The sequence below is a fragment of the Paenibacillus sp. FSL E2-0177 genome, from assembly GCF_037992975.1.
Taxonomy (GTDB): Bacteria; Bacillota; Bacilli; order Paenibacillales; family Paenibacillaceae; genus Paenibacillus_AQ; species Paenibacillus_AQ odorifer.
The window spans coordinates 5,736,906-5,749,702 of sequence record NZ_CP150307.1 but is presented as its reverse complement, the minus strand read 5'-3'; the positions used below and the strand labels follow the sequence as shown (position 1 = coordinate 5,749,702).

Sequence of the window (12,797 nt, the reverse complement as noted above, 5' to 3'; positions counted from 1 at the left end):
AGGGCGTGACGGACCGGTATATCTATTGTATTAAAACTAAGCTGTTCGTGAAGCCTTTGGCGATCTGTTCCGAAACAGCTCCCACACAATAAACAACAAGACAAGCAGCTGTGGAAGCAAGGTTTCCCAAGTGGGATACATGCCAAGCCAGTTAATTGAAGGCAAGCCCTCTTGTACATGTGCAGGAAGTTTGCCGGCAACCTGAAGCGAGTGAATGCTCTCCCCAAGAAAGCGGAATACTAGGTAATAAATCAGAATTGTAGCTGTACGGAAGAAGGCGGCAATCGGTAATTTTGCACTCAAGGCAATAATTGCATAACCTACAATACCAAGAATAATCAGAGCACATCCAATCCCAAGCAGTAATTGAGACAGCTTGATGGATGGAGCCATGCCCACATAAAAAATTGTAGTTTCTGCACCTTCACGTAAAATAGCAAGCGCTGCAACGGAGGACAGTGACCAAAGGTTTCCTTTGGCCAGCGCGCCATCAACTTGCCTACCCACGTAGTTGTTCCAATTTGCAGTGTTTGATTTGCTATGTAACCAGCGTCCGATTGTGAGCATCATAACTACTGCGACAAGACCAGTAATTCCTTCAATCATCTCCCGTGCTCCCCCGGAAGCTGCCCGAGAAATGGTATAAGTGAGCAAAACAGCCAATCCGATACTTGCGATGAGGCCGACAGCTGCACCGGACCAGATCCATTTTTGCGCTTTGGCGTTCCCATCACGTTTCAGGTAAGCAAGAAGAGCTGACAAGACGAGAATAGCCTCAAGCCCTTCGCGCAAGAGAATCAAAGCGGCATCCCAAGCATTATAAGTGGTTTCACCAGCCAAAGGCGTTAGTTCGCTAAGCATATTGTTCATGATGGTTAAAGCTTGATCCAGTTTAGGCGGATTTGAGAGCAGGTAACCTGTGACAGCCGCACTCTCATTTTCGATATTGTTGTAGACTGTTGGTGAGGCGATCTGGACTTGCCCTTCGGCAGAAGGCCAGGCTACGATGAATTGCTCCATGATGTTAGCCGCTTCTGTGCTGTTATTGTCTTTGGCAGCGGAGGATGCTTTGTTCAGGTAACTGATTAATCCCTCTATAGAAGCTGGTTCACTGAAAGTATCCCCAGCGTCAATGGTTTTGCCTTCACTGTAATCAGCCAGCAGTTGATACAGAGCTTCTGCTTCCGATTTCGCCGATGCCTCGCGAAGCGGTTCAGCCTGCAGCGCAATCCGCAGCAGGCTTATTCGCGTCTCCAGCAGGCTGTAGACGGTGGAATCGTCCGCCCGGATGTTGCGCTCCGCCGGCTTCCATCCGCTGACGATGTCGCGGTACGCTGCCGCTGCCGCGCTCCAGTCGGCGCTGCGCGCCGCATCCCGCGTGCGTTCCGCCGCGGGCAAAAGCTTCGCCGCCGTCTCGCGTCCGGCGGCTCCGGTGTCACCGCCGACCGTGCCGGAGGCGGCGGTGACGTACGCGTCCACGCTTCTCGCGAGCGTGGACAGTGCGGTTTTGGCGGGCTCGCCGCCGCCCGCCGCAAGGGCTTTCGCCGCGTCTGCAAGCGCGGCGTCAACGGCAGCAGCCGGACCGGCGAGTGCCGGGTCCGGCGTGCCTGTGTTCGCGGTGCGCCACAGCGCAGCGAACACTTCTACATCGGCCGCGGCCGCGTCCCAGCGGCTCTGGCCGGCTTCGACGAGTGCGCTGCCGACCGGCGGCAGGAGCTCGTCGACCGTGCCATCGCCCTCCGCCCCCGCGGGGCTGGAGAGCAAAAGCATACACAAAAAGCCAAACAGAATCAGCAAGGCAACCTTTGGCATTTGCCGTTTAGGATGCGTAAGAGATAACATCGGGATAATCCCCCTTCAATAATGGACAGCCATAAATTTAGCTTAGTAGTGTTTCCCCGATAAAGCCGCCACTGCGGACACCGGGGAAGCAGGCAAATACCGCGCTGCCGGTGTGAGTCATATATTCGTTCAAAAGATCAGTCTTAGAGAGGCGCTGCTGAATGGCAACGAATTGTTTCATTAAATCACGTTGAAAGCTAATGAATAACAAACCTGCATCAAGCTGGCCCGTGGTGACGTCCAAACCGCTGGAAAAAGAGTAGGAGCGGCGCAGCATTTTGACTGTACCGTCACCATGCGCCAATGCGGAATGTGAATTCACCGGAATGACAGGTTTCCCGGAAGCGTCCGCAGCTGAAAGATCCAGATCATCGAATTCATCCTTAGCTCCGAGTGGAGCTCCGGTGTGACGATAACGCCCGAAGGTAGCCTCCTGATCACTTAGCGACGACCGATCCCAGACTTCAATACGCAGACGTACCCGGCGTACCGCCATATAAGTGCCGCCGCTCATCCAAGAAGGACCGTCACTGCTGCTGTTCCAGACCACTTTGTTCATTTCAGCGTTATCGGTTGTATCGGGATTGCCCGTGCCGTCTTTGAAACCCAAAAGATTGCGTGGCGTAGCCCCCTTGGGATCCGCTGCTCCAGTGCGTTGAAAACCTTCCTGTGTCCAGCGCAGTACAGCAGTCCCTCGGGCGATACGCGCCAGATTGCGGATCGCATGGAATGCGACCTGCAGATCATCCGCACAGGCTTGCACACAAATATCCCCGCCACACCATTTCGGATCAAGATTGTCACCCGCAAATGCCGGAAGATCGGCCAATAGGGCTGGGCGTTTCGAAGCTAAGCCGAATCTTTCATCAAAAAAGGAAGGACCAACACCAAAGGTCAGCGTACACCGTGCAGGGTTTAGCCCGTCCGCTTCCCCGGTGTCTGAGGGTGGAAGATTGGGGTTGTCATTTACGTCACCAATAAGCTCGCCAGTAGTAAGAGCGGCAGCGGCAGTGGTCCATGCTTGCATTAGTTTTTTCACATCGGCCAGTTTGGTTGTGGTGAAATCAAAGGCAGCAAAATAAATAAAGTTCTGTGCAGGTGTCAAAATCCCCGCCTGATGGCTCCCATAAAAAGGAATGGAACTGGAATCACCTTCTGCGGCCTTCGTTGGCTCAGCTACAGCATTACGCGCAGCCATAATTCCACCGACACCTCCGCCCCCTAACAAAAGACCAAGGCCAGTGGCGCCAGTAAGCCGCAGCATATCGCGGCGGCTTAATTTTTTACCAAATATAGGCTCATTCTTCGATTGATCATTAAGAAGGGGACTTTCAGGATTACCTGGTACTCCAGTGAACTTGTTATGTTTATTCATGAGGGTCACACTCCTAGAATAGTTCCCATATTGGACAATGGCTCAGCCAAGGCGTCCAAATTCTGACTCAGTTTACGTACTTCATCTTCTTTCAGCTCTTCATAGGAAACATATCCATCTCCGGATTTGAAAGGGGCAAGCTCAGCTTGCAAGGCAGCGAATCGTTCACCAATGGTTTTTTCAAGATCGGCATCTTTTTTAGCTAGTTCTGGTTTTAACAGCTCGTATATCTTTTGCGCACCCTCAACGTTTGCGACGAAATCATACAGGTCTGTGTGCGAGTAACGTTCTTCCTCTCCGGTTACTTTGGAGGAGGAGACCTCGTTTAAAAGCTCAACAGCACCAGTTACGAGCAGATTCGCGTCGATCTCAACGGTCTCAACTTTCGCACGCAGCAGTTGTGCATCCTTCAGCAATTGGTCAGCAACTTCTGTCATGTCTTTAGTTGTATTGTCCTGCCAGAGTGCTTTCTCAAGCTTGTGGAAACCGCGCCATTCTGCCGCATCTACATCATTTTCCCGGGCATCGATATTTGGGTCCAAGTCACCAAGTGCTTCTGCAATAGGCTCAATCCGTTCGTAGTACATGCGGGCAGGAGCGTAGAGCGCCTTAGCCTCATCAATCTTGTCCTCTTTTACAGCGTTGGTGAAACTCTCTGTTTGCTTCACAAATTCATCACATTGCTGGATGACATATGTGCGATATTGATCTATAGCTGACGTGAAGTCAGCGGTGGCAGTCTCCGGTGTGTTGGTAGCTGCAGCAGTCGTCGGTGCGTTGGTGGCTGTAGTGCTATTGGCAGCAGTATTTGTAGAGTTGTTGTTATTGGCACATCCAGTGAACAGTATGGAGGCCGCAAGTAGACTTGCAGGCACAGCATAAGTAAATTTCATTAAAAAAACACCCCTTTTTTTATATCTAAATGATAATCGTTATCAATTATGCTGGACTTATCATAAGTCCGTATACAATTACTGTCAATATAAAAATGTGATGTATCTCATTGTAATAATGGCACGACAAAAAACTCCCAGGGTCGGGAGTGTGTTTTGTAGTAATGTATCCGATTACAATTGAAAAAGCAGAATAGTAACCGCGCCAGCAAACTTTTGCGCATAAGCAGTAACTAAAGGACCCAGATGACACTAAATGCAGCATTATTCGATATTTGAGCCGCTATCGGACCGCATAGTCGCTATTGGCTTGAAAAGTATCGAATATGAGCCTGTTTCTAAGGAATAGCGTCACTGGAGTCCGAAACTTCGCTCAAAAGGCGATAAATTTGTTAATAACGCCATCTGGGTCCGAAAGCCTCAGTTGGCGCCGATGAATACACTATTGGAGCGGGCAGTCGACCCGGCGACCCGGCGAACCATTGCGCGACGCAGCAGTAACGGCCCCAGCAAACTTTTGCGCATAAGCAGTAACTAAAGGACCCAGATGACACTAAATGCAGCATTATTCGATATTTGAGCCGCTATCGGACCGCATGAAGCTAGAATAAAAAGTGGACAGTAGTTAACAGACTGGCGATAATGAGTCCACGGAGGTGTGTTCACATGGGAGAACATCGACAACGGTATAACGAAGAATTTAAAAAACAGACAGTGCAGTTCATTCAAGAGCAAACAAAGACAGTGGGCGACTTGGCGGAAGAGCTCAACATCCCAAAAAGTACCCTGCATCAATGGATGAGCCAGTATCGAGAACTAAAGAATGAACCGGCAGCTAGCGTGGATCGAGTACGGGAACTCGAGGCACAGTTGAAAGAAATGAGCCGTCAACTTCAAGAAAAAGATAACAAGATTGCCGATGTGGAAGAGGAATTAGCGATCGTAAAAAAAGCAGTGCACATCTTCAGCAAACCAAGGAACTGAGATTCCAGTTTATTGAAAAACATCGCTCCGAGTTTCTCTTGGAGAAGATGTGCATGACCCTACATGTGTCACGGAGCGGGTACTACAAGTGGCGGACAGAAAAAACCAGTACGCATATGCTTCGTAAGGCTGCGATAATGAAGCGAATTCAGTATCATTTTACAGACCATCAAAAGCGGTATGGGAGTCCGAAGATCACCCGCCTGTTACATCAAGAAGGTTATACCGTTACCGAACGCACGGTGAGTGTGTACATGCGACATATGAAGCTTCGCTCCATTGTCTCCAAAACGTATCGGGTACAGACCACCGACTCCAATCATGACCATCCGATTGCCCCGAATACGCTGAACCAGCAATTTAAAATACGCAAACCCAATTCAGTATGGGTTACCGACATTACGTACATTCCTTGCCGGGGAGGGCGGTTGTACCTGGCTAGTGTGATGGACCTTTGCACGCGCGAAATCGTGGGGTGGCGTTTGGAGAACCATATGGAAACTAGCTTGATTTCGGGCGCTTTACAAGATGCTTACGAAGCTAAACAACCGGAAAAGGGTCTATTACATCACTCCGATAGAGGTTCTCAATATACTTCTCATGAATACACGAAGCAGTTGAAGGCTTATGGCATGGAGTCCAGCATGAGCCGCAGAGGTAACTGTTATGATAACGCCTGTATCGAGTCGTGGCACAGCATTTTGAAAAAGGAGCTCATTTATTGTAATCCACGATTCAAAACTAAGGAGCAAGCCTACCAGACACTTTTTCAATATATTGAGTTTTACTATAACCGCAAGCGAATGCATGGCGCGCTGGGGTATCTTTCTCCAGTTCGTTTTGCTGAGCAATTGACTAGAATGTCTGTTGCGTGACTGTCCACTTTCTTGACAGAGGTCCAGCATAGTCGCTATTGGTTTGAAAAGTACCCTATATGAGCCTGTTTCTAAGGAATAGCGTCACTGGAGTCCGAAACTTCGCTCAAAAGGCGATAAATTTGTTAATAACGCCATCTGGGTCCGAAAGCCTCAGTTGTGGCTGGTGAATACACTATTGGAGCGGGCAGCCAACAGCCTACAACATAAAGCAGCGATTCCCATTAATGGCGAATCGCTGCTCTAAGTCGTTTACGATGTTTAAATGAAGGGAACCGTCTCATTTATAGTTAATTAAGCTGTTAATGTGACAGTTCCATTCTTTGAAGGTTTGATCTGCTTAAGAATAAGATCAAAGCGTCATCCGCTTTTTATCGTTCATTATGGGATTCATGATCTGCAGAGGGTTGGTTTTCGAACACTTCTGCAGCTTCCTCTGCAGAAAATTCAGGTTCGAATTTACCTACGAGTGGTAATTTGTTTAATTTCGTTGTTTGTACTTCTGCTTTGGTAGGTTGATTGTTTTTTGAATGGCTCATACATACACCTCCTTTAATAAGAAACAACAAACCGTAGTTTGCCCTGAAAAAAGATGTTCTTATTCATGAAAATTTCAGGATTTTGCATTTGAATGAACTAAGCCCATTTTATAATTGTGACAGCACCATTAACATCAACACTACATAATATGTTTTGACTGTATCCCTTTACCTTGTTATACCAAACAAACCCAGGGCAAGGAGGGGTGACACCATTGAAGGGGAACGAACACCACAGCAAATTTCTGTTGACTCATCGTGAGCGCGAAGTTTTTGAGCTTCTCGTGCAGGACAAAACGACTCGTGATATCGCTGGCTTATTATTTATCAGCGAAAAAACAGTTCGAAACCACATTTCCAATGTAATGCAAAAACTAAACGTTAAAGGCCGTTCACAAGCGGTTGTCGAGCTGATCAAGCTTGGGGAGCTGAAAATATAGCTGGCCATGTCTTCGGAAGTGACGCGTTTAAGCCTTCTTTTGCCCTTCGGGGCAAAGGGAGGTTTTTTGTTTACTCACCAAAACAACTGAAGAGTGAGTTAGATCACCGTATGATTTTTATGGCATGATAAATTAGAGCTATTAAGGTAGTTCAGGAGGATCTGTTATGACCAGATATGAACAACAAAGAAATTTTCTGAAATCCAATTTTCATGAATTCAAACATATCAAAACAGATAAGATCAAGGGAATTGCACAACCGCCAATTGTTAAGCCATTTGTTTCAGATTCACTAATTATTGATTTGCCCAAGGTCAGCAAAGACGTTGTGAGTAAAGAAAATATTTTTGATTGTATAGATCAAAGAAGAAGTACACGGTTCTATTCTGAGGATACTGTTAGTCTGGAGGAGTTATCCTATTTATTATGGGCTACCCAAGGGATTAGCGGTATGAATAAGAACGGACTTACGCTGCGGACTGTACCCTGCAGTGGGGCGACGCACACCTTTGAAACCTATTTAATGATTATGCGTGTAGAGGGCATTGGGCAAGGGATCTACAGATATCTGCCTGTGGAACATAAGCTCTTATTTATGTTTGAATTAGATCAACTTGAACAAAAGATTGATGCTATTACTTTGGATCAGCCCTTTGTCCCTAACTTTGCCAAAAAGGCTTCTGTATTGTTTGCCTGGAGTACCACACCCTACCGCTCCGAATGGAAGTATGATATTTCTGCTCACAAAAAAATCCTCATCGATGTTGGACATGTCTGCCAGAACCTTTATTTAGCCAGCGAATCCATCGGTGCAGGTGCTTGCGCAATTGGAATCTATGATCAAAAGTTGATAGATGAGATTTTAGAATTAGACGGTGATGAAGAGTTTGTTATCTATCTTGGGGCAGTTGGGAAGAAACGAGAGTAGCTATGAAGGCTAGATACGGCTTCGGAAGTGAGACATATAAGCCTTTTTCACCCTTCGGGGTGGGAAAGGTTTTTTTGATTATAATCCAGTGTATTTGCCCAACTGCTCAGTCTGAACGAAGAGGAAATCGTAATGTTTAATTGATAATCATTCTCATTGCATATATAATTAACCCAAAGTAAGAGGAAGCAGGGATGAGCATGGAGCGAAGCAATGGACTGAAAGAAGCAGAAACGATTGATGCCCATAAGACGCTTACATGTGAAGGGGTAGATTATAATTATCGTTTTGATGGGGCTCATTTTGAGATTAAACCTCCAGTCGAAATAGGGGAAGGCAGTTGCCGCAGCCTGCTTAGCCATGGGTATATCCAGATGACAGATTTTAATCTCTGTTTTAATCGGGATATCGAAGCGAAGGGCAATTTTAGCACTCCGCGTACAGAGCTGGCATTCTGCATGGGGCATGGCATTGAGTGGGGGACCTCGCTGAAATCGGACTATTTTGTTATAGATACAGGAGAAATCGCGCTGTTTCATGGCGGAGTAAGAAGTGAAAACTGCACATACCTGAGTGGAGCGGGGTACCGATTCATCAGCATAGATATGAGCCCTGCACAATTTGAGCGGATGACCAGTGGTCTGACTGAGGATACACGGCTTCGCATCGGAGCTGGTGCGGGTTTGTTTTTTGGAAAAAATAACATCACACCATCCATCCGCTTCATTCTATCGCAGATTGCGGATTGTTCCTATAGCCATGGCATGCGTGAACTTTATCTGGAGGGCAAAATGCTGGAGCTTATGGCGGTCTATCTCAATGAATCTTTATATGAAGCAGACCGGATTCCACGCTCGGTCAAGCTGTCCAGAGAGGATATGGAGAGCCTGCGGCTCGCTAAGGAGATTTTACAGCGTGATTATTTGCACCCGCCGACGCTTGCAGGCCTTTCTCGCATTATATGCCTCAATGAGTTCAAGCTGAAAAAGGGCTTTAAGGAAATGTTTGGTTATACCGTGCATGCCTTCGTTATCGAACAACGGATGCAGAGAGCGCAGCAGCTGCTGGAACAAGGGAGTATGACTGTAAGTGAAGCAGCTTCCAGGGTTGGATACGGTAATGTGAGTCATTTCTCGGCAGCCTTCCGCAAAAAGTTCGGTGTGCGTCCAGGAGAATATCTGATCAGCGGCAGGCAGCGTCTCTTCGGTATTAAGTTGTAAGTCCGTATCCTGCACAGATGCTCCTGATTTGGTTAATTATAATCCCTTAAACGGTAGCAATGGTGAACAACGTTCCTATACACTAGTGCACAGAGAATCATTCTCAGTGCACTTTTTTTGCGCGTAATTACCAAGAGTGGGGGAACAGCTGTGAGTAAAACCAAAACCGGCATGCCAAGGCTGCTGGAGATCGCCGGAGAGAAGCGAGGTTTGCTGCTCTTGTCCGGAATATTGTCATCTGTCAGCGCCGTATTAATGCTGATTCCGTTTTTGTCTGTTTATTTCATTTTGGCAGAGCTGCTGCGCCATGCTTCATTGCCCGGACAGGTAGACGGTGCGTATATGATCCGCTGGGGGTGGATTGCACTTGGAGGGTTAATCGGAGGGCTGGTGACTTCGTATTGTGGTATTATGTGCTCGCATATTGCGGCTTTTCGAATTCAATATAATTTGCGTGTGCGAATGACCGAGCATTTGGGCAGATTGCCGCTCGGATTCCTGAACGGGACTTCAACAGGCGTGGTCAAGAAGACGCTAGAGCAGAATGTCGACAAGGTGGAAAATTTCGTAGCGCATCAGCTTCCCGATTTAGTCAGCGTGCTGGCTTCTACGGTGCTGATGATCGTGGCGATGTTTTGGCTTAGTCCGCCGTTAGCGGTAGCTTGCCTGCTGCCGATAATTATAGGATTAGGTGTGCAGTCAGCGCTTATGATGAGCAGCAGAGGCAAGGCCAGTGTGAAGCAGTATCATGATTCGTTGGAGCAGATCAATACTTCGGCGGTGCAGTATGTACGGGGGATGCCCGCGGTTAAGGTGTTCGGGCAGACAGTGCATTCTTTCAGAAAGTTCTACAGTGATATGACCAGCTACCGCGATTATTGTCTGGAGTATACGGACCGTTATCAAACAGGTTATATCTTATTCAAAACATTGCTGGCGTCACCATTTACCTTTATTTTGCCGGTGGGCGTCTTCATGCTAAGCGGTCGGCCGGATTCCATGTCCTTTGCGCTTGTGCTGTTGTTCTTTCTGATTATGGCACCCGGTGTTTCATCTCCGCTCTACAAGCTACTTCTGCTGGCTTCAAGCACTCGGGATATTGGCGAAGGCGTGGAGCGGATGGACCGTCTCTTGGCACAGCAGCCTGTACCGGAAATAGCAGAACCGCTATCCCCGCATACTTTTGACGTTGAATTTGTGGATGTAACCTTCTCCTACATTGAAGATGCAGGGACTGCAGCGGCGCTCAGCGAAGTCTCATTCCGTGCGGAACAAGGGAAGGTTACAGCACTGGTAGGCCCGTCAGGTTCGGGAAAATCGACGGTGGCCAGCTTGGTGCCGCGGTTCTGGGACCCGCAAGTGGGTGCAATCCGCATCGGTGGAGTCGATATTCGCCATATGGCAATCCATGAATTAATGAATACAGTTGCTTTTGTATTTCAGGAAACCTTCCTGTTCTATGACACTTTGTATGAGAATATTGCTGTCGGCAAACCGGGAGCGACTTTGGAGGAAGTCCAGGCTGCAGCCAGAGCGGCACAATGCGACGAGTTCATTACTCGGCTCCCGCAGGGATACGATACGTTAATTGGTGAGGGCGGTGTCTATCTCTCGGGTGGTGAGGAGCAGCGCATTGCAGTAGCTCGGGCTATTCTCAAAAATGCACCAGTGCTCGTGCTCGACGAAGCGACTGCTTTTGCCGACCCAGAAAATGAGTTTCATATGCAGTTAGCACTTACGGAGCTTATGCGCGGCAAGACGGTTATTGTCATTGCTCACCGACTCTCCTCTATACGTGAAGCTGCACAAATTCTGGTGCTGCGGGATGGAGAAATCGTGGAACGTGGAGAGCACGCAGGTTTGATTGAGGCGAAGGGGCTTTACGCAAAAATGTGGTATGCCTACAGTGACGCCGGAGATTGGCATATGGAAAAAGGAGGGGATCAGCTATGAAGGTATTGCATAATATTACTGCCGGTAAACCGCAGCAGTTGCTGAAGCCTGTACTTTTTTCTTTGCTGGCTAATCTAGTTAGTGTGCTGCCGTTCGCGCTTGTAATTGAGGCGGTGCGGTTGATTTTTGCTCCTTATATTACTGTAGGCGCAGAACTTCAGACAGAACGCCTTTGGTGGATCTGCGCAGGGCTTGTCGCCGTCATGGTGCTGATGTTCCTGAGTGAGATTCCCGCCTATCGCACCGCTTACCGCGGGGCATACAATGTTGCTGCACAGGGACGTGCGGAATTAGCAGAACATCTGCGGAAGCTTCCGCTGGGTTACCTGACTCGCCGGGACCCAGGTGATTTAGCCAATATGATGATGGGCGATTTCACGCTCGTTGAGACGGGCATTTCACATCTGCTGCCACAGCTTGCGGGAGCTTTTGTACTGCCGATATTTGCACTTGCTGGTTTACTGTTTCTGGACTGGCGGATGGCGCTTTCTATGTTCGTAGCGCTGCCGGTTGCTCTCCTGATCATGTATATATCGGGCAAGCTGCGGCGGAGACTCGGAGCGGATCATATGAAGGCCAAGCTGAACGCTGCGAACCGCTTGCAAGAATACTTGAACGGTATACGGGTGATGAAGGCCTATAACCTGACGGGAGAACGATTTGTCCGTCTGGATAACTCTTTTAAAACTTTGATGAAGGAAAGTGTGAAGCTGGAAGGGATGTTCGGTCCGGTTATTCTAACCGCTATGGCTCTTCTTCGTGCGGGACTGACCTTAATGGTATACGTAGGTGTTCATCTATTATTAGGGGGGGAGCTCGGTATTTTGCAGTTGGCAGTATTCCTTATTGTCGGCACACGTATCTATGATCCATTGACCACAGCGCTAGCCAATTATGCCGAATTCCGCTATAACGAACAAGCGGGTGAACGTATAGTAGACCTGCTACGCCAGCCGGTAATGACAGGTAATACGAGTCCTCTTCCTAAAAGCAGCACCATTCGGTTTGACAATGTAACCTTCAGCTATGGAGGAGAGCCTGTTCTCAAAAATTTAAGTCTGGAAATGCCGCAAGGTTCACTGACTGCAATTGTGGGCCCGTCAGGCAGCGGCAAGAGTACAGTGCTGCGCCTAATCTCACGTTTCTATGATCCTGAAGAAGGGAGCGTTCTGCTAGGTGGGCGCAACATCAAGGATATTGATCCAGAACATCTGCTAGGATCTGTATCGGTGGTGTTTCAGGATGTGTACCTATTCCAAGATACCATCGGGAACAACATTGCTTTTGGGCGGCCGGGGGCGTCGCATCGGGATATTCAGCAGGCAGCGCAAATGGCTCACTGCCATGATTTCATCATGAAATTACCGCTTGGTTATGATACGCCGGTAGGCGAAGGCGGCAGTACGCTCTCCGGAGGGGAGAAGCAGCGAATTTCCATTGCCCGTGCGATTCTCAAGAATGCTCCAATTGTGCTGTTGGATGAAGCTACTGCATCGCTTGACCCGCAGAATGAGGCCGAAATCCAGAAAGGAATTGATGCGTTGATTACGGGCAGAACCGTCATTGTTATCGCTCACCGGCTGAAAACCATACGCGGTGCGGACAACATTATCGTACTGGAAGACGGTCGGCTGGTCGAGCAGGGACGACATGAAGCCCTACTGTTGCGCGGCGGACTGTACGACCGGCTCTGGAAGCTGCAACAGCAATCCGTCGGATTCCGCATCACATCTTAGGCAATGCTCAGC

Annotated in this window: 11 protein-coding genes; 7 read left to right on the top strand and 4 right to left on the bottom strand. The window is 48.4% G+C overall.

What is annotated here, in order from left to right; all coding sequences use genetic code 11:
• Nucleotides 1-36: 36 nt before the first annotated feature.
• The 3 genes from MHI25_RS25615 to efeO form a co-directional block, all read right to left on the bottom strand.
• Nucleotides 37-1,479: an FTR1 family protein gene (locus tag MHI25_RS25615; protein ID WP_340394569.1), complete on the bottom strand. Its 1,443-nt coding sequence runs from the start codon at nt 1,477-1,479 to the stop codon at nt 37-39.
• 400 nt (nt 1,480-1,879) lie between these two features.
• Nucleotides 1,880-3,217 carry an iron uptake transporter deferrochelatase/peroxidase subunit gene (gene efeB, locus MHI25_RS25610; protein ID WP_076280486.1) on the bottom strand — a complete coding sequence of 446 codons (1,338 nt, stop codon included), beginning with the start codon at nt 3,215-3,217 and terminating at the stop codon, nt 1,880-1,882.
• Between the two features lie 5 nt (nt 3,218-3,222).
• Nucleotides 3,223-4,110 carry an iron uptake system protein EfeO gene (gene efeO / locus MHI25_RS25605; protein WP_076130417.1) on the bottom strand — a complete coding sequence of 296 codons (888 nt, stop codon included), beginning with the start codon at nt 4,108-4,110 and terminating at the stop codon, nt 3,223-3,225.
• Between the two features lie 666 nt (nt 4,111-4,776).
• Between efeO and MHI25_RS25600 the strand changes: the two genes are divergently transcribed.
• Entirely contained in the window at nt 4,777-5,094 is a 318-nt protein-coding gene (locus tag MHI25_RS25600) for a transposase (RefSeq protein ID WP_036683594.1), read from the top strand.
• A complete protein-coding gene (locus MHI25_RS25595) occupies nt 5,043-5,969 on the top strand; it encodes an IS3 family transposase (RefSeq protein ID WP_143766422.1) in 927 nt (308 codons plus the stop codon). The genes MHI25_RS25600 and MHI25_RS25595 overlap by 52 nt, the downstream gene beginning before the upstream one ends.
• A gap of 371 nt (nt 5,970-6,340) precedes the next feature.
• On the opposite strand, the gene MHI25_RS25590 is transcribed toward MHI25_RS25595, so the two are convergent.
• A complete protein-coding gene (locus tag MHI25_RS25590) occupies nt 6,341-6,508 on the bottom strand; it encodes a hypothetical protein (protein ID WP_169744806.1) in 168 nt (55 codons plus the stop codon).
• A 215-nt stretch (nt 6,509-6,723) separates the two neighbouring features.
• Between MHI25_RS25590 and MHI25_RS25585 the strand changes: the two genes are divergently transcribed.
• From MHI25_RS25585 to MHI25_RS25565, 5 genes are all read left to right on the top strand, one after another.
• A complete protein-coding gene (locus MHI25_RS25585) occupies nt 6,724-6,948 on the top strand; it encodes a LuxR C-terminal-related transcriptional regulator (RefSeq protein WP_019908812.1) in 225 nt (74 codons plus the stop codon).
• Nucleotides 6,949-7,114: 166 nt separating this feature from the next.
• Nucleotides 7,115-7,876 (top strand): SagB/ThcOx family dehydrogenase, encoded by a 762-nt coding sequence (locus MHI25_RS25580; RefSeq protein WP_076186419.1) that lies wholly within the window; start codon nt 7,115-7,117, stop codon nt 7,874-7,876.
• Between the two features lie 194 nt (nt 7,877-8,070).
• Nucleotides 8,071-9,096, top strand: a complete 1,026-nt coding sequence (locus MHI25_RS25575) for an AraC family transcriptional regulator (RefSeq protein WP_339169600.1) — start codon at nt 8,071-8,073, stop codon at nt 9,094-9,096.
• Between the two features lie 171 nt (nt 9,097-9,267).
• The gene (locus MHI25_RS25570; RefSeq protein WP_340395710.1) at nt 9,268-11,049 is read left to right on the top strand and encodes an ABC transporter ATP-binding protein; all 1,782 of its coding nucleotides are present in this window, start codon (nt 9,268-9,270) and stop codon (nt 11,047-11,049) included.
• Nucleotides 11,046-12,785, top strand: a complete 1,740-nt coding sequence (locus MHI25_RS25565) for an ABC transporter ATP-binding protein (protein ID WP_339244775.1) — start codon at nt 11,046-11,048, stop codon at nt 12,783-12,785. The genes MHI25_RS25570 and MHI25_RS25565 overlap by 4 nt, the downstream gene beginning before the upstream one ends.
• The last annotated feature ends 12 nt before the right edge of the window (nt 12,786-12,797 follow it).

What these genes read in the sequence shown, in the direction of transcription:
- efeB (WP_076280486.1), bottom strand. Translation starts at nt 3,217, where the DNA reads ATGAATAAACATAACAAGTTCACTGGAGTACCAGGTAATCCTGAAAGT.
- efeO (WP_076130417.1), bottom strand. Translation starts at nt 4,110, where the DNA reads ATGAAATTTACTTATGCTGTGCCTGCAAGTCTACTTGCGGCCTCCATA.
- MHI25_RS25600 (WP_036683594.1), top strand. Translation starts at nt 4,777, where the DNA reads ATGGGAGAACATCGACAACGGTATAACGAAGAATTTAAAAAACAGACA.
- MHI25_RS25590 (WP_169744806.1), bottom strand. Translation starts at nt 6,508, where the DNA reads ATGAGCCATTCAAAAAACAATCAACCTACCAAAGCAGAAGTACAAACA.
- MHI25_RS25580 (WP_076186419.1), top strand. Translation starts at nt 7,115, where the DNA reads ATGACCAGATATGAACAACAAAGAAATTTTCTGAAATCCAATTTTCAT.
- MHI25_RS25575 (WP_339169600.1), top strand. Translation starts at nt 8,071, where the DNA reads ATGAGCATGGAGCGAAGCAATGGACTGAAAGAAGCAGAAACGATTGAT.
- MHI25_RS25570 (WP_340395710.1), top strand. Translation starts at nt 9,268, where the DNA reads ATGCCAAGGCTGCTGGAGATCGCCGGAGAGAAGCGAGGTTTGCTGCTC.
- MHI25_RS25565 (WP_339244775.1), top strand. Translation starts at nt 11,046, where the DNA reads ATGAAGGTATTGCATAATATTACTGCCGGTAAACCGCAGCAGTTGCTG.